A 19,478-nucleotide genomic window follows, 5' to 3' on the forward strand; every position below is an offset into this window, starting at 1 on the left:
ACCTCGACCATCGGTTGTCCGATGGACGGGGTATCAACATATCTGGCGTTGACTTTTGGCACGCTGTTGAGTTCTCAAGGAACGGTCGCTTCCTTCGTACTCACCCTCTCGGGCTTTCCTCCGGGCGCTTCCCTTCGGTGTTCCAAACTCTATCAGTGTTTTTCCGGCCCTCCGACCACCGTCCTGCAGGCATGCAGAAGGCGACCCAGAGATAGGATCTGACGAGTTGGTTGCTGCCCGGCTGGCGCGCTAGTGCGTCGCCCAGCCCCAAGCAGGAGTACGACTGTACACGCGGCCTTGGAGCACGTGCAAATCGATGTGGGGTATGGTCTAGACCACTTCGGAGTGCTCACGCGGAACCGGCACTTCAGGTGACATACGCTGCTGAACAGTGTGCCGCCCGGTGCTACAGGGACGGCCATATCGATCTCCACCCCTGGGAGGCTTCCCATGACCACCGTGACGTCCCCGCTCGCAGGACGCGCCATCGGACTGGCCGCAGTGCCGGATCCGGTCTTCTCCGGGGCCATGGTCGGCCCGGGCACAGCGATCGACCCCGTACGTGAGCCCTCCGAGGCCGTCTCTCCCGTGGACGGCGTCATCGTCTCCCTGCACCCGCACGCGTTCGTCGTTGTCGACGAGCACGGACACGGCGTGCTCACCCACCTCGGTATCGACACCGTGCAGCTCAACGGCGAGGGCTTCGAGCTGCTCGTGAACAAGGGCGACACCGTCCGGCGCGGTCAGGCCGTCGTCCGCTGGAACCCGGCCGCCGTCGAGGCCGCCGGCAAGTCCGCTGTCTGCCCTGTCGTGGCGCTGGAGGCCACGGCCGAGGCCCTCTCCGATCTTCGCGACAACGGCGATGTGAAGGCCGGCGACAGTCTCTTCCTCTGGAAGTGACTCCTGTGCCGTCCTGTGAGACGGCGAGTACGACAACCACCGCGGCGGCGGCGGCCGCCGCTCTATCGGAGACGGGTGAGATGGAGACAACGCTGCGAGGCGTCGGCGTGAGCCACGGTGTGGCCATCGGCGAGGTTCGGCACATGGGAACGGCGGTGCTCGAGCCGCCCGCGAAGCAGATACCGGCGGAGGAAGCGGAGCGTGAACAGGGGCGCGCCCGCAAGGCCGTAGAGGCGGTTGCGGCGGACCTGCTGGCGCGGGGCAACCTGGCCGGCGGCGAAGCCCAGGCTGTGCTCGAGGCGCAGGCCATGATGGCCCAGGACCCCGAGCTGATGGCCGACGTCGAGCGGCGGATCGCCGTCGGCAGCACGGCGGAGCGCGGGGTGTACGACGCCTTCGCCTCCTACCGCGAGCTGCTGGCGGGAGCCGGTGAGTACCTCGCCGGCCGCGTGGCCGACCTCGACGACGTGCGCAACCGCATCGTCGCCCGGTTGCTGGGCGTACCGATGCCGGGCGTCCCCGACAGCGACGAGCCCTACGTCCTGGTCGCCCGTGACCTCGCGCCGGCCGACACCGCGCTGCTCGACCCGACGCTGGTGCTCGGCTTCGTCACCGAGGAGGGTGGACCGACCAGTCACAGCGCGATCCTGGCCCGGGCGCTCGGGGTACCGGCCGTGGTGGCGCTGCCGGGTGCCGGTGAGCTCGCCGAGGGCACGATGATCGCCGTCGACGGCAGCACGGGAGAGATCTTCGTGGAGCCCAGCGACGAGAAGAAGGCGCAGCTGGAAGCGGCGGCTGCCGAGCGGAAGGCGGCGCTGGCGGCGTCGACCGGGCCCGGCGCCACGGCGGACGGGCACAAGGTGCCGCTGCTCGCGAACATCGGCGGCGTCGCTGATGTGGCGGCCGCCGTCGAGGCCGGTGCCGAGGGAGTGGGTCTCTTCCGTACCGAGTTCCTCTTCCTGGACGACAGCAAGCAGGCGCCCTCCGAGGAGAAGCAGGTCGCCGCGTACCGGCAGGTGCTGGAGGCGTTCCCCGAGGGGCGTGTCGTGGTGCGGGTGCTGGACGCGGGTGCGGACAAGCCGCTCGACTTCCTCACGCCGTCGGACGAGCCGAACCCCGCGCTCGGCGTGCGGGGTCTGCGGACGCTGCTCGACCACCCGGAGGTGCTGCGTACCCAGCTGACCGCGCTCGCGAAGGCGGCGGAGGGCCTGCCGGTCTACCTCGAGGTCATGGCCCCGATGGTGGCGGACCGTACGGATGCCCGGGCTTTCGCGGATGCCTGCCGTGAGGCGGGGCTGCGGGCGAAGTTCGGAGCGATGGTGGAGATCCCGTCCGCCGCGCTGCGGGCCCGCTCCATCCTGCAGGAGGTCGAGTTCCTGTCGCTGGGCACGAACGACCTCGCGCAGTACACGTTCGCCGCCGACCGTCAGGTGGGCGCGGTGTCCCGTCTGCAGGATCCTTGGCAGCCCGCCCTGCTCGACCTGGTGGAGCTGTCCGCCGAGGCGGCCAAGGCCGAGGGCAAGAGCTGTGGCGTCTGTGGTGAGGCCGCGTCCGACCCGCTGCTCGCGTGTGTGCTGACCGGTCTGGGTGTCACCTCTCTCTCGATGGGTGCCGCGTCGATTCCCTACGTCCGGGCGACGCTCGCGAAGTACACGCTGGCGCAGTGCGAGCGGGCCGCCGCGGCGGCGCGGGCGACGGACAGTGCCGAGGAAGCGCGCAGTGCGGCGCAGGCGGTGTTGTCGGGCGAGTAGGTCTGGCCGGCCGTCGCCTGGTTCCCTGGAGGGGCGCTCCACTGAGGTGGGGCGCCCCTCGCGCGTTCAGTGCCGGTGCCCCTGGGCCGGGTTCTCCTCTTCCAGATCGGGTGGCGCGCAGTAGTCGACGTTGGATTCGGGGGCGATCAGGTCGCCGGATTCGACGTCGGTGCAGTAGGCGTCGAAGACCTCCCCCGCGGTGAGGGGCTCGAGTCCAAAGGCGCGCACGCGCCAGCCGTAGACGCGGTCGGGTGTGCCGGGGGCGGTGGCGCGGATGACGAGTCCTCCGGGGCCTTCGGTGGCCAGGCCGAGGGCGAGGACCGTGGTGAATTCGAGGGCTTCGGTCTCGTCCAGTTCCAGGCCGGTTCCGTCGTCGGTGATGTGGAGGGCGGCGACGAGGGTTTCTGGTGAGCCGGTGACACTGCAGACCAGGTGGCGGTGGCCCGGTGGTGCCGTGTCGAGGATGCGGACGAGGAGTTCCGCGGCTCGGGTGAAGGCGGCGCGTCCGATGTCCTCGCCGCAGGTGGTGCAGGCGCCCAGGCGGGCGAGGAGGGTGCTGGCGTACTCCCAGGTGGCGCGCCGGACGGCCTCGTCCACGAGGGCCGGGAGGAGGTCGGCCAGTGGGCGGCCGTCGTACGGGAGGGTCGGGCCGGTCGACGCGATCTGGGCGGTGAAGCGGGATCGGCTCGACGGTGTGTCGGGGTCCAGATTCTTGCGGGTGCAGAACTCCGCGTACTCCTCCGGGTCGAAGAGGGCCACGGTGGTGTGGCTGCCCTGGAGGGCCCTGGTTCGGAGGAGGGCCTCGACCTGTTTGAGATAGGTCGCGTGGTCGTCGAAGGTGAAGCTGCGGTAGCGCCGCATGGCCCGGAAGTCGTGTTCGTCGGTCAGCAGGCCGATGGTGCCGGTCATTTCGCGGTGCAGGACACGTCGCATGGTGCGGTGGTCGGTGTGCGTCATCGTTCCCCCAGTGCACGGTCGATCAATGATCACTCACAGTAACCGCCACCACTGACAGTGAGGTCCGGGTCGGTGACCGTGCGGGCGTATCGACGACGGCGAGCGCAGGTCACAGGGCGTTTCTGCTGTGACCTGCGCTCTGCGGGGGGGCGGCGTCAGGCGCGTTTGCGGGCCAGTTCCTCGTAGAAGTTCAGCAGGGCGAGGTCGTCGATGGAGCCGGGGTTGACCGCTTTCTCCAGGGGGGTGCCTTGGAGGAGGCGTTTGACGGGGACCTCGATGCGCTTTCCGGTGAGGGTGTGCGGCACGCCGGGGACTTCGATGATCTCGTCGGGGACGTGGCGCGGTGACAGCTGCTCGCGGATCGTCTGCTTGATGCGCTTCAGCAGGGCCTCGTCGAGGACGGCTCCGGGGGCCAGGTGCACGAAGAGGGGCATCCAGTAGCCGCCGTCGGGCTGCTCGATGCCGATGACGAGGGACTCCTTGATCTCGGGGAGGCGTTCGACGGCTTCGTAGATGTCGGCGGATCCCATGCGGACGCCCTGACGGTTGAGCGTGGAGTCGGAGCGGCCGTGGATGACGACGGATCCGCGGGACGTGAGGGTGATCCAGTCGCCGTGCCGCCACACGCCGGGGTAGGTGTCGAAGTAGCTGTCGTGGTAGCGGCTGCCGTCGGGGTCGTTCCAGAAGCGGATGGGCATCGACGGCATGGGGTTGGTGACCACGAGTTCGCCGACCTCGTCGACGAGCGGGCTGCCGCTGGGGTCCCAGGACTGGAGGTCGGTGCCGAGGCAGGGCGCCTGGAGCTCGCCGATGTGGACCGGTAGGGTCGGTACGGCTCCGGCGAAGCAGGAGCACACGTCGGTGCCGCCGCTGACGGAGGCGATCCACAGGTCGTCGCGGACCTCGTCATGGAGCCAGCGGAATCCGTCGGGGGGCAGGGGCGAGCCGGTGGTGGCGACGCACTGCACCGAGGAGAGGTCGAAATCCCTGGCCGGGTGCACGTCGGCCTTGCGGCAGGCCATGACGTAGGCGGCTGAGGTGCCGTAGAGGGTGGCTTTCGTGCGTTCGGCGATCCGCCACTGGGCGCCGGTGTCAGGGTAGCCGGGGCTGCCGTCGTAGAGGACGATCGTGGTGCCCGTGAGCAGGCCGGAGACGAGGAAGTTCCACATCATCCAGCCGGTCGAGGTGTACCAGAAGAAGCGGTCCTCGGGGCCGAGGTCGCAGTGCAGTCCGAGCTGCTTGAGGTGCTCGACGAGGATGCCGCCCTGGGACTGGACGATGGCCTTGGGCAGGCCGGTCGTGCCGGAGGAGTAGAGCACCCACAGGGGGTGGTCGAAGGGCACCTGCTCGTAGACGGGGTCGACGTCGGCGGAGGTGAGGGCCGACCACTCCAGGGCGCCCGCGGGAGGCTCGGTGCCGAGGAGCGGGATGTGGATCACGGCACGCAGGGTGGGCAGTTCCCGGCGCAGTTCGGCGACCACCTCGCGTCGGTCGTGCTCCTTGCCGCCGTAGCGGTAGCCGTCGACCGTGAAGAGCACGACGGGTTCGACCTGCTGGAAGCGGTCCAGGACGCTGCGGGCGCCGAAGTCGGGCGCGCAGGAGGTCCAGACGCCGCCGACCGCCGCTGTGGCGAGGAGCGCGACCACCGCCTGCGGCACGTTCGGGAGGTAGCCGCTGACGCGGTCCCCGGGGCGTACGCCGAGGGCGCGCAGTTCGGCTGCCAGTGAGCCGACCTGGCGGCGCAGCTCGGCCCAGGTGACGGGGCGTGGTTCGTGGGTCTCGTCGACGTGCAGGAGGGCCGGTTCGTCGGTGCGGGTGGCGGCCGCGCGCAAGGCGTGTTCGGCGTAGTTCAGGGTCGCTCCGGGGAACCACTCGGCGCCCGGCATCGAGCGGTCGCCGAGCACGCGCGCGTAGGGGTGCGAGAAGCGGACGTCGAACCACTCGGTGACGGCTTTCCAGAAGGTGTCCAGCTCGTCGACGGACCAGCGGTGCAGGGCCGCGTAGCCGCCCTCGGCGGGGGCGCCGTGGTGCTCGGCGGCCCAGGCCTGGAACCGGTTGATCCGGGCGCGGGCGATGCGCTCGGGGTCGGGCTGCCAGAGCGGCTGGTGACTGACGGTCGACATGGTCGGCTCCCGGACTGTGCGCGTCGTGTGCGTCCTCCGCGCACGGGCTGGGGTGTGCGCGTGAGCGGCTGGCACGGACAATGCCATGTGATCGACTTCGGCACCAGGGTGCGCCCCACATAGTCCGTGTCGTGAAGATGTGGTCCTGGCACGGGTGAACGGCAGTTGAACGACATGCCCGCGCTGGGCCGTCAGTGGCAGGGTGAGCAGCATGAACGGTCGTGACCTGGTGCGTTCGATGAAAGCGGTGGCTTCGGTGGGGGCGGCGCAGGGTGTGCGTACCGTACGAGCAGCGTGGCGCAGGCGCCGGGCCGATGCCACCGGGCTGCCGGCGCGGGGGGCCGAGCGTGCGCGGGTGCCCGGGCCGGTGGCGGACGTGGAGCCGCAGCCGGGGGGTGGTGTCCTCCGATTCAACCGGTCGGAGCTGCGGATTCTGGTCGCGGTGAACGGGGCCGTGTTCTGGGGATGGGACGGGGCGGGGCCCGAGCCGTCCTACGCCCTGGCCGGACGGTGTCCGGAGCCGGATCCGCGGGCGGTCCTGGAGCCGGACAAGGACGGCGGCTGGCGTGTGGTGGCCGAGCGGGTGACGGTCGTGGTCTCGCGGCACGGTGCGGTGGAGGTGCGGACTCCCGGGGGTGTGACCCTGCGGCGTGATCTGCCGCCGCGGTGGTGGGAGCCGGCCGGCGGCGGCCCTGCGCGCTGGATGCAGCGGTCCGAGGTGGGCGCGGACGCCCGGTTCTTCGGGCTCGGGGGGCGAAGCTCGGGTCCGCGGCTGCGGGACGGGACGTACCGGCTGTGGAACTCCGATCCGGGCCGTGCGTTCGCGCCGGGGACCGACCCGCTGTACATCACGATGCCGGTGCAGGTGGTGGTGTCCGACGGCGGAACGCATCTGGTGTTCCACGACAACACGTGGGACGGCACGGTGACGCTGCGGGAGGGCGAGGAGGGGGCGGGTTCCGGGCACGACCGGGTCGGGACGAGCGAGCTGCGGATGGACGGAGGTCCGCTGCGCTGCTGGGTGATGGTGGGCACCCCCGCGCGCGTGCTGCTCACCTGGGCGTCGCTCACCGGGGCGCCTGCGCTGCCGCCCGCGTGGGCGCTCGGACACCATCACGCGCGGTGGGGGTTCGGCAGCGAGCAGGAGGTCCGGCGGATCGTCGCGGGCTATGTGGAGCACGGTCTTCCGCTGGATGCCGTGCACCTGGACATCGATCACCTCGACGCGCATCAGGTGTTCACCGTCGACCATGACCGCTTTCCGAAGCTGCCGGTCCTGGCCGAGGAGCTCAAGCGGGACGGCATCCGGCTGGTGTCGATCGTCGGCCCGGCCGTGAAGGCCCTGCCGGGCGGCGCGGTGTACGACGCCGGGGTGGCCGAGGACGCGTTCGTGCGGGACGCCTCCGGAGAGGTGGTGGAAGGTGTCCTGTGGCCCGGGGAAGTGGTCTGGCCCGACTTCACGCACGCGCGCGTGCGGGAGTGGTGGGGCGGTCTGTACGAGGAGCGGCTCGCCCAGGGCTTCGCGGGTTTCTGGCACGACATGAACGAGCCCACGTCGTTCACCGCCTTCGGTGAGTCGACGCTGCCGCGCTCGGCCCGGCACTCCTTGGAGGGCCGCGGTGGTGATCATCGTGAGGCGCACAACGTCTACGCGCTGTGCATGGCCAGGGCGGCCTTCGAGGGGGTGCGTCGGCTCGCGCCCGAGGGGCGGCCGTTCCTGTTCTCCCGTTCCGGGTGGGCCGGGATGCAGCGCTACGGAGGGACGTGGTCGGGGGACGTGGCCACCGGCTGGCCCGGGCTGCGGGCGTCCTTGGCGCTGGTGATGGGGCTCGGGCTGTGCGGTGTCCCGTACTCGGGGCCGGACATCGGGGGGTTCGACGGGGATCCGTCACCCGAGCTGTACGTGCGCTGGTTCCAGCTCGGCGCGTATCTGCCGCTGTTCCGTACGCACGCGAGTCTGCGGGCGGGGCGCAGGGAGCCCTGGGCGTTCGGTGACGAGGTGGTGCGCCACGCGCGCGTGGCGCTCGTCGAACGCCGGCGGCTGCTGCCGTACCTCATGACGCTGGCGCATCTGGCGCGGCGTACCGGGGCGCCCTATGTGCGGCCCGTGTGGTGGGGGACGCCCGAGGACCGGATGCTGCGTGACTGCGAGGACGCCTTCCTCCTGGGTGACGGGCTGCTGGTGGCGCCGGTCCTGGACCCGGGCGCCGTCCGTCGTGCCGTGCGGCTGCCGCGGGGGCGCTGGTACGACGTCGCGACGGGGCGGGCGTACGAGGGGCCCGGGCAGGTTCTCGTCGACGCGCCTCTGTCGCGGATCCCCGTGTTCGCGCGCGCGGGTGCCGTGCTTCCGGTACGTGGGGAGGACGGGGGGCTGGAGCTGGAGGTGTGGGCGCCCGCCCGTGGACGGGCCGGGGGCGGGCTGGTCGTGCCGGACGGGGGCGAGGGGTGGGACGAGCCGGAGATCGAGCGCTACACCTCCCGGTGGAGGGGCTCCCGGGTGGTCGTCGAACGGGAGGGTGAGGTCAGCGGGGGCGCGCCGCCTTACCCGGTGCGCGTGCGAGGGATCCCTGAGCCGTGAGTTCGGGCTCCGGGAGCCGGGAGGGGCGAGCTCAGATGTAGCGGCCCTCGAACCACGCGCGTGCGGCCAGGGTGTGCAGGGGGAAGGCGAGTTCCTCGGGCCTGCGCAGGAGGGTCCAGCCTGCCGTCTCGTCCGTGGCAGTCGAGGGGGGCAGGCCCTCGGCGGGGCGTTCCGGGAGGAGGCCGAACAGCAGCAGGTGGCCGTCCGGTGAGCTCATCGCGTCGGCGAGCCGGACGTCACGGCCGGCCGCGTCGATGCCGGTCTCCTCGCGGAGTTCGCGTATGACGGCCTGCCGCCAGTCCTCACGGTCGTCGATGTAGCCGCCGGGCAGGGCGATGCCCCCGCGCGCGGGAGCGATGGTGCGTGTGATGACGACCAGGGCGGTGCCCTTGGTGTCGTACACGGGCTGCAGGGCCACTGCGACCGGCAGCGGGTTGCGGTAGGCCACGGCCCCGCACACCTGGCAGGTGCGGGGCCAGTCGGTGATGCCCTCTCCGTAGGGCGCGCCGCAGCTCGAACAGTGGGAGTTCGGCACGGGGTTGGACGCGGAGTGCTGAGATTCGGACACGCGGCGGACTGTAGCCGATCACGGAGCGGGCGCCGTGGGCAGGCTGCTCAGTGGGTGCGGGTGAGCGATGCCCAGGACACGGGGAAGTCGAAGTACGTGTCCGGATAGGCCTCCGGTTTGAAGGTGTAGTGCCACCACTCCTCCGCCAGGTTGACGAAGCCGAAGCCTTCCAGCGTGCTCTTGAGCAGCAGCCGGTTGGCGCGCTGGTGGCCCTGGACGCGGGGGTCGAGGGTGTGGGAGAGGGTGTCGAAGCAGTCGAAGCCGGTCCCCATGTCGACCGAGTTGTCCGGGAACCGCTCGGCCTTGGGCGCGAAGCACGGCACCAGGGGCTCTCCCGGGTGGTAGGGCCGGGTCGGCTTCGCCGGGAGCCGGACGAGTGTGACGTCCAGGGTCGAGCCGCGGCTGTGGCCGGATTTCGCCGCGATGTAGCCGTCGGTGAAGAGTCGCGTCTTGTCGACGTTCGGGTAGAACTCGCGCTTCATCTTCTGGTCGCCGAGGTCCTCGGCCCAGCGGACGAAGTGGTCCACCGCGCGCTGGGGCCGGTAACAGTCGTACACCTTGAGGGTGTAGCCCTTGCGCAGGAGTGTGCGCTGGGCCTGGTGGAGGGCCTCGGCGGCGGGGCGGGTGAGGATGCACAGGGGCTGCCGGTAGCCGTCGATGCGCTCCCCCACGAAGTTGTGCGGGGTGACGTAGCGCATCTCCTGCATGATCGTCGGATCGACGCTGCGCAGGGCCACGAAGTCCTTGGGTGCCTTGGGATCGGTGCCGGCGCGGGCGGTCGGGGTGAGGGCGGTCGATGCCAGCAGGACGGCGGCCGTGGTGATCAGAGCACGTGCCACGGTGGTGAGTCGTGTCATGTACCTGCATCTATCAGGAGTGAGGCCGCCAGGGGAAGGAGCCGCGAGCGACGTGGTGACGGGCCGCCGCGGCGAGGTGTGTTCGCCGCGGGGCTGCCGGCCAGCAGGCAGGTGTGGCCTGGATCACCGTTGAGGTTGACCTCGGGTCAGGGTGGAAGCTCGTCGCGACGCCGCCCCAACAGGCACAAGGAGTGCATCACCATGTCCGTCGACAAGCTGCAGCAGATCCTCGAAGAGATCGTCGATTCCGGTATCACCGGGATGACGTTGCTCGTGCACGACGAGCGGGGTGAGTGGGCCGGCAGCGCCGGCGTGAGCAAGCTCGGCGAGTCTGCCGAGCCTCCTGTGGACGGGCACGTCCGCATCGGCAGCAACACCAAGACGTTCACCGCGACTCTGGTGCTGCAGCTGGTGGCCGAGGGCAGGATCGAGCTGGATGCCCCGGCGGCGGAGTACCTGCCCGTCCCCGGGCTGGACGGGCGGGTCACCGTGCGGATGCTGCTGCAGCACACCAGCGGGATCTTCAACTTCACCGGTGAGTACTACGACGACGGGACGTTCGCACCTGGGATCCCCGCCACCACGGCGGGCAAGGAGTGGGTGGACAACCGATTCAAGACCTACCGGCCGGAGGACCTGGTACGGCTGGCGTTGTCCCAGCCGGCCCGGTTCGAGCCGGGAGCGGGATGGAGCTATTCCAACACCAACTACGTGCTGGCCCGGCTGCTGATCGAGAAGGTCACCGGCCGCCCCGTCGCCCAGGAGATGCAGCGGCTGATCCTGGGGCCGCTCGGGTTGACGGGCACCGTGTCACCGGCCGCAGACACCGAGATCCCCGCACCGCACGCCCACGCCTACTACCGGTACGAGGACGGCGGGCAGGAGAGGACCGTCGACGTCACCCGCCACAACCCCTCCTGGATCTCCAGCGGCGGGGACATGATCTCGACCACCCGTGACCTGCACACCTTCATCTCCGCGCTGATGAGCGGCCGGCTTCTGCCGGCCGATCTGCTGGCCGAGATGTGCACGCCGCGCCCGACGCCCCTCCCGAACATGGGGTACGGCCTGGGGGTGTTCGTGCAGGACACGGGCGGCGGTCGCACCGTCGTCACCCACAACGGCGGCATCGCGGGTCATGCGGCGATGATGTTCAGCACGCCCGACGGCAGCAAGACCCTGACCGCCGCGCTCAACTATGTGGACGACGCCGCGCTGTCGCTGGCCGTGCCCTTCCAGAAGGCCACCCAGCGGCTCGTCGGCGAGGTGTTCCGCGACGGGAAGGCCGATGCGGCACTGCCGACGGGCTGAACACGCATCAGGGCCGCGCCACGCTCACCGAGTTCGGCGCGGCACACCCTTGTTCCGCCGCGGGGCACGCCGCCGCGGCCGGGCTCGGACATGAGGCAGGCTGAGCGGATGAGGAACGGAGTCACGATCGGGCAGGCGGCGGCCTTCGTCGGCGTCACGGTCAAGACGGTGCGGCACTACCACAAGCTCGGCCTGGTCGAGGAACCCGACCGCGACAGCTCGGGTTACCGGAGATACGGATCGGCCGAGTTGCTGAGACTGGTGCAGGTTCGGACTCTTGCCGGAGCGGGCGTGCCCCTGGCTGAGATCGGGTCCCTGCTCGACGCCGACACCGCGTCGTTCACCGCCGCGCTCGCCGATGTCGAGCAGCAGCTCACCGAGCGGATCGAGGAGTTGACCGCACGGCGTGACACGCTGCACCGGCTCTCCGACGGCAACCGGGCGCTGCTGCCCGACCGCGCGGTGGCGCTGCTGGAGCGTATGCCCGGCCTCGGCTTCACCCCCGACGACGTGGCCGCCGCCCGGGAGGGGTGGGTGCTGGCCGGAGCCTTGGTCCCCGAGGGCTTCGACGACTACCTCACGCACGTCGAGCACGCCATCGAGGACCACCGGTTCGTCGCCTTGAGCAAGCGTGCCGCCGAAGCCGCGGCCTGGGATCCGGACGATCCCCGCATCGCCGAACTCGCCACCGCCATGGCCGATCACTACCTCGCCCACCCCGAACAGCTGAAGATCGTGACGGGCCTCCAAGCCCGCACGCAGGCCGCGACCCGGTACAAGTTGATCGCCCGGCACGGCGCAGAGCAGGCGCCGGCCTCGGCCCGGCTGGCCGCGCTCGTCGAGGCCAGGCTTCGCGCCGCCGGCATCCGGGTCCCGGCACCGGACTCCCGCTGATGCTTCTGCCGCTCGCCGGCGGCACGGTCCGTGCGGCTCCGGCGACCGGCACCAGGTCGATACCGCCGCGGCTCACAGGGATCCGGCCCGGCAGTCGTCGGTACCGCAGGGGGACAGCGGCGGCGTGCCGGTGGTCCAGTCGGTGTGCCGCTCCTGCTTCCTGCCGTCGCTGCCAGGGCGCCACGGGCACGCCCACACCGGCAGGCCCGCCGCCGAACGGGGAGAAGTGCGCGCGGCGGGGGGCGAGGGCTCGTGCTGGGGCGTATCCGCTGCGGCCATGGCCCAGCTGATCTCCTGCGGTTGAGAAACCGCCAGGTCAGGTGGATCCTGGACACGAGCAAGCGAGGAGTCAGGCACAGCTGGGCTCCGGCCCCCCGGCGGGGCTCGGCGCAGGCCGGACACCATCGGCCAAGCCTCGCGCGGCGGGTCCGCGCGGGTCCGACCAGATCTGAACAACGACCCGACCGGGCGGCGTCGGCGGGTGAACCGGCCTGTCGGCCCGGTGCGAGCCCGGTGACCGTCCGATGCCAACCGTTGCGGTCGGCTACCTTGACGCCCTTGGGGTGCCGGTGAACACTTCCGGTGTCAGTCGACATCGCCGTACATACGCGGCGCATTCCGGCACAGCGGCGCGACAGCGCGTCCGCGCCAAGGCCTTTCCCGCACGGGCGATCCGGCTGCGACGGCACGCTCGTCACGGATGCCGGGCGGGGCGCGGGATCTCCCTGCCTTCGGCTGAAGTAGCCACGGGAAACGCACCCTGCAGGTGAGGACCGGGGCGGATCGTCCCGGGCCAGGCTGAGGAGCAGCCATGACTAACGGAGACATTTTCGTCGGCGAGATGATCGGCACGGCGATTCTGATCCTGTTCGGTGCCGGCGTGTGTGCCGCCGTCACCCTCAGATTCTCGAAAGCCCGGGCCTCCGGGTGGATCGTGATCGCTTTCGGCTGGGGCTTCGGCGTCCTGGCCGGCGCGTACACCGCCGCTCCCCTCTCCGGCGGAGTCATCAACCCGGCCGTCACCTTCGGCCTCGCCGTCGACACCGGTGTGTGGAGCAAGGTCTGGGTGTACCTCCTGGGCCAGATCACCGGCGCCATGATCGGGGCCGTCCTGTGCTACCTCGTGTACTACGCGCAGTTCGCGGCGAACGTGCGCAAGACGGGCACCACGGAGGGCACGGCGGACGAACCGGTTCCGACGCTCGGGATCTTCGCGACCATCCCGGAGATCAGGAACCCGATCGCCAACCTGGTCACGGAGATCCTCGCCACCATCGCCCTGGTGCTGCCCATCCTGGCCCTGGTCGGGCAGAACCGGCACGTGGAGGGCATCGGCATCGGCCTGATCCCCGGCGGTGGCGGCATCTACGGGTCCGGCATCGCGATCCTGCTGGTGTCCCTGCTGGTCGTCGGCATCGGCCTGTCACTGGGTGGTCCCACCGGGTACGCCATCAACCCGGCGCGTGACCTCGGACCGCGCATCATCCACTCCATCCTGCCGATCCCGAACAAGGGCACGTCCGACTGGGGCTACTCGTGGATCCCCGTCGTCGGACCACTGATCGGCGGCCTGCTGGGTGGCGTCATCTACAACGCAGCCTTCTGAACCAGCCGAAGGGGTAGCCATGACGGACAACTCCGCGAAGTACGTAGCAGCCATCGACCAGGGCACCACGTCGAGCCGCTGCATCGTCTTCGACCAGAACGGCGCGATCGTCGCCGTGGACCAGCGCGAGCACCGCCAGATCTTCCCGAAGCCCGGCTGGGTGGAGCACGACGCCACCGAGATCTGGTCCAAGACGCAGGCGGTGGTCGCGGGGGCGCTCGCCAAGGCCGGTCTGCGCGCCGACCAGCTGAGCGCGATGGGCATCACCAACCAGCGCGAGACGACCCTCCTGTGGGACCGGGCGACCGGCAAGCCGGTGCACAACGCCGTCGTCTGGCAGGACACACGCACGGCCGCGCTGTGCAACCAGCTGGGCGGCTCGGACGGGCAGGACCGTTTCCGCGAGCAGACGGGTCTGCCCCTGGCCACCTACTTCTCCGGGCCCAAGGCGGCCTGGCTGCTCGACAACGTGCCCGACCTGCGGGCCCGTGCCGAACGCGGTGAGATCGCCTTCGGCACCATGGACTCCTGGCTGATCTGGAACCTCACCGGCGGCACGGACGGCGGGCAGCACGTCACCGACGTGACCAACGCCGGCCGCACCATGCTGATGAACCTGCAGACCCTCGAGTGGGACCCCTCGATCCTCTCGGCGATGAACATCCCCGAGGCCATGCTGCCCGAGATCCGCTCCTCCTCCGAGGTGTACGGCACGGCCGTCGGCCAGCTCGCCGGCGTGCCCGTGGCATCCGCGCTGGGCGACCAGCAGGCGGCCGTGTTCGGGCAGGCCTGCTACGACGTCGGCACCGCCAAGAACACCTACGGCACGGGCAGCTTCCTGCTGCTCAACACGGGCGACCGCCCGGTGCCGTCGAAGAGCGGCTTGCTGACGACCATGGGGTACAAGATCGGCAATGAGGCGCCGGTCTACTGCCTGGAGGGCGCGATCGCCATCACGGGCGCGCTGGTCCAGTGGTTCCGGGACCAGCTCGGCATCATCCGGACGGCGGACGAGATCGAGCCTCTCGCGGCGAGCGTGGAGGACAACGGCGGCGCGTACATCGTTCCGGCGTTCTCGGGCCTGTTCGCCCCGTACTGGCGCTCCGACGCGCGTGGCGTGATCACCGGCCTGACCCGTTACGTCACGAAGGCGCACCTCGCGCGCGCGGTGCTGGAGGCGACGAGCTGGCAGACGCGCGAGGTCGTGGACGCCATGTACCAGGACTCCGGGGTGCACATCACCACCCTGAAGGTCGACGGCGGCATGACGAAGAACAACCTGCTGATGCAGCACCAGTCGGACGTGCTCGACGTGCCGGTGGTGCGGCCGAAGGTCTCCGAGACGACCTGTCTGGGCGCCGCCTACGCGGCGGGTCTGGCCACCGGGGTGTGGAACGACCTGGACGAGCTCAAGGCGCACTGGCAGAAGGACGTCGAGTGGACGCCGAACATGGAGGCGTCGGTGCGGGACCGCGAGTACCACAACTGGCGCAAGGCCGTGGAGAAGAGCTTCGGCTGGGAGGAGGGCGGCGACAGCTGACCACGCGCGCGTGGAGCGCGTTTCCGGCTGCGGCCCGTACCCCGGTCGGTGGGGGTACGGGCCGCTCGGGTGGCCCCGGGGACGTCAGCCGGTGACGGCCTCACGGCGGTCCGCCGCGTACGCCATGGCGTGCTGGACGACACCGATGAGTGCTTCCTTGACCGATTCGCGGTCGCGGGCGTCACACATCATGAGCGGCACGCCCTCGTCCAGGTCGAGGGCCTGGCGGACGTCGTCGACGGGGTAACGCGGAGCACCCTCGAAGCAGTTGACGCCGACGAGGAAGGGGATCGAGCGCCGTTCGAAGTAGTCGACGGCGGCGAAACAGTCCTCCAGGCGGCGGGTGTCGGCGAGGACGACGGCACCGAGCGCGCCTTCGGAGAGTTCGTCCCACATGAACCAGAACCGCTCCTGCCCGGGCGTGCCGAAGAGGTACAGCACCAGATCCTCGCGGAGGGTGATCCGGCCGAAGTCCATGGCCACGGTCGTCGTGTGCTTGCCTTCCACACCGCTGATGTCGTCGACCGGGCGGCCGGCCTCGGTGAGCAGTTCCTCGGTACGCAGCGGCCTGATCTCGCTGACCGCGCCGACGAGCGTGGTCTTGCCCACGCCGAAGCCGCCGGCCACGAGGATCTTGAGCGTGACGGGCTCGACCGGAGGCTTGCCGCGCTCAGAACGCCCGAAGATCATCGATCTCTTCTCCTGCTTGATGGGGGTCGGGCGACGGCGGGCCGTAGCCTCCGCCGCCTGGGGTTTCGATGACGAGTACGTCGCCGGTGACGAGGTCCGCGGAGTCGCTGCCCGCCAGTTCGGTCACCGTGCCGTCGGTGTGCTCCACCCGGTTGGCGCCGAGAGCGCCCGGCTCACCGCCGGCCATGCCGTACGGGGCGACTCGGCGGTGCTGGGACAGGGTGGAGACGGTCATGGGTTCGAGGAAGCGGATGCGGCGTACGGCGCCGTCCCCGCCGGGCCACCGTCCGGCGCCACCACTGCCGCGCCGGACGGCGAACTCCTCGAGGCGCACAGGCAGTCGCCACTCCAGGACCTCGGGGTCGGTGAGGCGGGAGTTGGTCATGTGGGTCTGGACGACGGGCGCGCCGGGGAAGCCGTCGCCCGCGCCCGAGCCGGAGGCGACGGTCTCGTAGTACTGGTGGCGTTCGTTGCCGAAGGTGACGTTGTTCATGGTCCCGGAGCCCTCGGCCTGCACCCCGAGCGCCGCGTAGAGGGCGCCGGTGACGGACTGGGAGGTTTCCACGTTGCCCGCGACGACGGCGGCGGGTGGCTCGGGCGCGAGCAGGGAGCCCGGCGGGACGACGATGCGCAAGGGGCGCAGACAGCCGTCGTTGAGGGGGATGTCGTCGGCGACGAGGGTGCGGAAGACGTACAGGACGGCAGCGTTGACGACCGAGAAGGGCGCGTTGAAGTTGGTCGGCAGCTGCGCGGAGGTGCCGGTGAAGTCGATGGTCGCGGCCCGGCGTTCGCGATCCACGCGCACGGCCACACGGATGACGGCCCCCGCGTCGGTCTCGTAGGCGTACTCACCGTCGTCGAGGGCGTCGATGACGCGCCGTACGGCTTCCTCGGCGTTGTCCTGCACGTGCCTCATGTAGGCCTGGACGACGTCGAGGCCGTATTCCTCGATCATGCGGCCCACCTCGTCGACGCCCTTCCGGTTGGCGGCGATCTGGGCGCGCAGGTCGGCGAGGTTGGTCTGCGGATTGCGTGAGGGGTGGGGCGCCTCGGTGAGGAGGCGGAGGGTCTCCGCCTCGCGGAAGCGGCCGTTCTCGGCGAGCAGCCAGGTGTCGAAGAGGACGCCTTCCTCCTCGATGGTGCGGCTACCGGCGGGCATGGAGCCGGGGGCGATGCCGCCGATCTCGGCGTGATGGCCACGCGAGGCGACGTAGAACAGGATCTCCGGATCCCGGCCTGCACCCTCCCGGGCGTCACTCTGGGTGTCGGTCGCCGGTGTCGTGTCGAAGACCGGCGTGATCACGGTGACGTCCGGCAGGTGAGTGCCGCCGTGGTACGGGTCGTTGACGGCGTAGGTGTCGCCCGGGCGCATGCCGGTGCCGCGCCGACGGATGACCTCCTTGACGCTGGTCCCCATGGAGCCCAGGTGGACGGGGATGTGCGGGGCGTTGGCCACCAGGTTGCCGTCCGGGTCGAAGAGGGCGCAGGAGAAGTCGAGGCGTTCCTTGATGTTGACGGACTGGGCGGTGGATTCGAGGCGGGCGCCCATCTGCTCGGCGATCGACATGAAGAGGTTGTTGAAGACCTCAAGCAGAACGGGGTCGACTTTCGTGTCGAGTTCGGAACTCTGCGTAATCGCGGCGCGTTCCATGACCAGATGCCCGTCGTCGGTCGCCGCGGCCCGCCAGCCGTCGTCGACGACGGTCGTGGAGCCGGCTTCGGTGATGATCGCCGGGCCGGTGACGGTATCGCCGGGAGGAAGTTCCTCGCGGCGGTGGAGGGGCACGTCGCGCCAGGCGCCGCCCGTGTGGAGGCGGACGGTCGGTGGCGCTGCGGAGCCGTGGCCGGAGGCGCTTCGGGGCGTTGTGCCGGGGGCGGCTTCGTAGGGAGCGAGAGCGGACAGATCGGGGGGTGCGGTGATGCCGGTGGCTTCGACGGAGAGGGCTTCGACGACGACCGGGCGGTCGAGTGTGAAGGAGTACGTGGCGCGATGACGTTCTTCGAAAGCGTGCCGCATCGTGCCGGGCTCGGTCAGTTCGACGGTGAGGGTGGTGTCGGTGCCGTCGTAGCGCAGCTCCGCGCGGCGGGTGATCTCGATGTGCTCCTCGGGGACGTCCTCGGCGAGGAGTTCGGCGCGGGCCGCCGCCGCGAGGTCCTCGGCGGTCTTGTGGATGCCGGGCATCGAGGCGGGTTCGAGGGGGGCTTCGACGGACTGTTCGCGCATGGCGGTGGTGTCGGCGAGGCCGATGCCGAGGGCGGACAGGACTCCGGCCATGGGGGGCACGAGGACGGTGCGGATGCCGAGGGAGTCCGCGACCATGCAGGCGTGCTGGCCGCCCGCGCCGCCGAACGTGGTGAGCGCGTAGCGGGTCACGTCGTGGCCCTTCTGTACGGAGATCCGCTTCACGGCGGAGGCGATGTTGGCGACGGCGATCTGCAGGTAGCCCTCCGCGACCTGTTCCGGTGTGCGGTCGTCGCCGGTCCGCTCGCCGATCTCGCGGGCGAGGGCGGTGAAGCGGTCCCGGACGAGTGCCTCGTCGAGGGGCTCGTCGCCGTCGGGGCCGAACACGTGCGGGAAGTGGGCGGGCTGGATGCGGCCGAGCATGACGTTGGCGTCGGTGACGGCGAGTGGTCCGCCGCCGCGGTAGCAGGCGGGCCCCGGCTCCGCACCCGCCGAGTCCGGCCCTACGCGGTAGCGGGAGCCGTCGAAGTGCAGGACCGACCCGCCGCCGGCGGCGACGGTGTGGATGTCGAGCATGGGGGCGCGCAGCCGGACGCCGGCGATCCGGCTGGTGAAGACCCGCTCGTAGGCGCCGGCGAAGTGGGAGACGTCGGTGGAGGTGCCGCCCATGTCGAAGCCGATGACCCGGTCGAATCCGGCGAGCTGGGACATGCGGGCCATGCCGACGATGCCGCCGGCCGGCCCGGACAGGATGGCGTCCTTCCCGCGGAACGTCCCGGCCTCGGTGAGACCCCCGTTGGACTGCATGAACATCAGCCGTACGCCCTCGAGCTCGTCGGCGACGTGGCGGACGTAGCGCCGCAGCACGGGCGAGAGGTAGGCGTCGACGACGGCGGTGTCCCCGCGGGGTACGAGTTTCATCAGGGGGCTGGTCTCGCTGGAGAGCGAGATCTGCGGGAAGCCGATGCGGGCTGCGAGCTCTCCGACGGCCTGTTCGTGAGCCGGGTGGAGGTGGCTGTGCATGCAGACCACGGCGACGGCGCGGATCCCCTCGTCGTACGCCTGCCGGAGGGGCCCGGCGAGGGCGTCCAGGTCGGGGGCGCGCAGGACGGTGCCGTCGGCGGCGATGCGTTCGTCGATCTCCACGACCCGCTGGTACAGCAGCTCGGGCAGGTCGATGCGGCGGGCGAAGATGCTCGGGCGGTTCTGGTAGGCGATGCGCAGGGCGTCGCGGAAGCCGCGGGTGATGAGCAGGAGGGTGCGCTCCCCCGTGCGCTCCAGGAGGGCGTTGGTGGCGACGGTGGTCCCCATGCGCACGCTGTCGACGGGGTCGCCGGAGCCGGCCAGCAGGGTGCGGACGCCCTCGACCGCCGCGTCGGCGTAGCGCGCGGGGTTGTCCGAGAGCAGCTTGTGCGTGACCAGCCGGCCGTCCGGGCGCCGGGCGACGACATCGGTGAAGGTGCCGCCTCGGTCCACCCAGAACTGCCAGCCAGTCACGTCAGTACCCCGCTTCCGCGCTGC

The 19,478-nt window shown here is 70.7% G+C and carries 14 protein-coding genes; 7 read left to right on the plus strand and 7 right to left on the minus strand.

Annotated features, from left to right (window positions below; genetic code table 11):
• The first annotated feature begins 450 nt into the window (after positions 1–450).
• The gene (locus tag ACFV20_RS23400) at positions 451–900 is read left to right on the plus strand and encodes a PTS glucose transporter subunit IIA (protein WP_385659369.1); all 450 of its coding nucleotides are present in this window, start codon (positions 451–453) and stop codon (positions 898–900) included.
• 80 nt (positions 901–980) lie between these two features.
• Positions 981–2,651: a phosphoenolpyruvate--protein phosphotransferase gene (gene ptsP / locus ACFV20_RS23405; RefSeq protein WP_385659370.1), complete on the plus strand. Its 1,671-nt coding sequence runs from the start codon at positions 981–983 to the stop codon at positions 2,649–2,651.
• A gap of 66 nt (positions 2,652–2,717) precedes the next feature.
• On the opposite strand, the gene ACFV20_RS23410 is transcribed toward ptsP, so the two are convergent.
• Complete coding sequence (locus tag ACFV20_RS23410) at positions 2,718–3,608, minus strand: hypothetical protein (RefSeq protein ID WP_385659372.1); 891 nt, start codon at positions 3,606–3,608, stop codon at positions 2,718–2,720.
• A 155-nt stretch (positions 3,609–3,763) separates the two neighbouring features.
• Positions 3,764–5,731 (minus strand): acetoacetate--CoA ligase, encoded by a 1,968-nt coding sequence (locus ACFV20_RS23415; RefSeq protein ID WP_385659373.1) that lies wholly within the window; start codon positions 5,729–5,731, stop codon positions 3,764–3,766.
• A 211-nt stretch (positions 5,732–5,942) separates the two neighbouring features.
• On the opposite strand from ACFV20_RS23415, the gene ACFV20_RS23420 reads away from it, so the two are divergent.
• Positions 5,943–8,309, plus strand: coding sequence for a glycoside hydrolase family 31 protein (locus ACFV20_RS23420; protein WP_385659375.1), 2,367 nt, complete (start codon positions 5,943–5,945; stop codon positions 8,307–8,309).
• A 31-nt stretch (positions 8,310–8,340) separates the two neighbouring features.
• On the opposite strand, the gene ACFV20_RS23425 is transcribed toward ACFV20_RS23420, so the two are convergent.
• Together ACFV20_RS23425 and ACFV20_RS23430 are read right to left on the minus strand one after the other, a co-directional pair.
• Positions 8,341–8,877, minus strand: coding sequence for an NUDIX domain-containing protein (locus tag ACFV20_RS23425; protein WP_385659377.1), 537 nt, complete (start codon positions 8,875–8,877; stop codon positions 8,341–8,343).
• 47 nt (positions 8,878–8,924) lie between these two features.
• A complete protein-coding gene (locus ACFV20_RS23430) occupies positions 8,925–9,734 on the minus strand; it encodes a M15 family metallopeptidase (protein ID WP_385659379.1) in 810 nt (269 codons plus the stop codon).
• Between the two features lie 201 nt (positions 9,735–9,935).
• On the opposite strand from ACFV20_RS23430, the gene ACFV20_RS23435 reads away from it, so the two are divergent.
• Together ACFV20_RS23435 and ACFV20_RS23440 are read left to right on the plus strand one after the other, a co-directional pair.
• Positions 9,936–11,045 carry a serine hydrolase domain-containing protein gene (locus ACFV20_RS23435; protein ID WP_385659381.1) on the plus strand — a complete coding sequence of 370 codons (1,110 nt, stop codon included), beginning with the start codon at positions 9,936–9,938 and terminating at the stop codon, positions 11,043–11,045.
• A 108-nt stretch (positions 11,046–11,153) separates the two neighbouring features.
• Positions 11,154–11,939, plus strand: coding sequence for a MerR family transcriptional regulator (locus ACFV20_RS23440; RefSeq protein WP_385659383.1), 786 nt, complete (start codon positions 11,154–11,156; stop codon positions 11,937–11,939).
• Between the two features lie 72 nt (positions 11,940–12,011).
• On the opposite strand, the gene ACFV20_RS23445 is transcribed toward ACFV20_RS23440, so the two are convergent.
• On the minus strand, positions 12,012–12,218 hold the full coding sequence (locus ACFV20_RS23445; protein ID WP_385659384.1) for a hypothetical protein: 207 nt from the start codon (positions 12,216–12,218) through the stop codon (positions 12,012–12,014).
• A 532-nt stretch (positions 12,219–12,750) separates the two neighbouring features.
• On the opposite strand from ACFV20_RS23445, the gene ACFV20_RS23450 reads away from it, so the two are divergent.
• Both ACFV20_RS23450 and glpK read left to right on the plus strand, forming a co-directional pair.
• A complete protein-coding gene (locus tag ACFV20_RS23450) occupies positions 12,751–13,545 on the plus strand; it encodes an MIP/aquaporin family protein (protein ID WP_385659385.1) in 795 nt (264 codons plus the stop codon).
• A gap of 19 nt (positions 13,546–13,564) precedes the next feature.
• Positions 13,565–15,085, plus strand: coding sequence for a glycerol kinase GlpK (gene glpK, locus ACFV20_RS23455; RefSeq protein ID WP_385659387.1), 1,521 nt, complete (start codon positions 13,565–13,567; stop codon positions 15,083–15,085).
• An 84-nt stretch (positions 15,086–15,169) separates the two neighbouring features.
• Here the strand turns inward: glpK and ACFV20_RS23460 are convergent, their stop codons facing one another.
• The gene (locus ACFV20_RS23460) at positions 15,170–15,775 is read right to left on the minus strand and encodes an ATP/GTP-binding protein (RefSeq protein WP_385659388.1); all 606 of its coding nucleotides are present in this window, start codon (positions 15,773–15,775) and stop codon (positions 15,170–15,172) included.
• A complete protein-coding gene (locus tag ACFV20_RS23465) occupies positions 15,756–19,454 on the minus strand; it encodes a hydantoinase B/oxoprolinase family protein (protein ID WP_385659390.1) in 3,699 nt (1,232 codons plus the stop codon). Before ACFV20_RS23465 ends, ACFV20_RS23460 begins: the two co-directional genes overlap by 20 nt.
• Positions 19,455–19,478: the final 24 nt, after the last annotated feature.

It is taken from the genome of Streptomyces sp. NPDC059696 (genome assembly GCF_042733745.1).
Classification (GTDB): domain Bacteria; phylum Actinomycetota; class Actinomycetes; order Streptomycetales; family Streptomycetaceae; genus Streptomyces.

What these genes read in the sequence shown, in the direction of transcription:
- ACFV20_RS23400 (WP_385659369.1), top strand. Translation starts at nt 451, where the DNA reads ATGACCACCGTGACGTCCCCGCTCGCAGGACGCGCCATCGGACTGGCC.
- ptsP (WP_385659370.1), top strand. Translation starts at nt 981, where the DNA reads ATGGAGACAACGCTGCGAGGCGTCGGCGTGAGCCACGGTGTGGCCATC.
- ACFV20_RS23410 (WP_385659372.1), bottom strand. Translation starts at nt 3,608, where the DNA reads ATGACGCACACCGACCACCGCACCATGCGACGTGTCCTGCACCGCGAA.
- ACFV20_RS23415 (WP_385659373.1), bottom strand. Translation starts at nt 5,731, where the DNA reads ATGTCGACCGTCAGTCACCAGCCGCTCTGGCAGCCCGACCCCGAGCGC.
- ACFV20_RS23420 (WP_385659375.1), top strand. Translation starts at nt 5,943, where the DNA reads ATGAACGGTCGTGACCTGGTGCGTTCGATGAAAGCGGTGGCTTCGGTG.
- ACFV20_RS23430 (WP_385659379.1), bottom strand. Translation starts at nt 9,734, where the DNA reads ATGACACGACTCACCACCGTGGCACGTGCTCTGATCACCACGGCCGCC.
- ACFV20_RS23435 (WP_385659381.1), top strand. Translation starts at nt 9,936, where the DNA reads ATGTCCGTCGACAAGCTGCAGCAGATCCTCGAAGAGATCGTCGATTCC.
- ACFV20_RS23440 (WP_385659383.1), top strand. Translation starts at nt 11,154, where the DNA reads ATGAGGAACGGAGTCACGATCGGGCAGGCGGCGGCCTTCGTCGGCGTC.
- ACFV20_RS23445 (WP_385659384.1), bottom strand. Translation starts at nt 12,218, where the DNA reads ATGGCCGCAGCGGATACGCCCCAGCACGAGCCCTCGCCCCCCGCCGCG.
- ACFV20_RS23450 (WP_385659385.1), top strand. Translation starts at nt 12,751, where the DNA reads ATGACTAACGGAGACATTTTCGTCGGCGAGATGATCGGCACGGCGATT.
- glpK (WP_385659387.1), top strand. Translation starts at nt 13,565, where the DNA reads ATGACGGACAACTCCGCGAAGTACGTAGCAGCCATCGACCAGGGCACC.
- ACFV20_RS23460 (WP_385659388.1), bottom strand. Translation starts at nt 15,775, where the DNA reads ATGATCTTCGGGCGTTCTGAGCGCGGCAAGCCTCCGGTCGAGCCCGTC.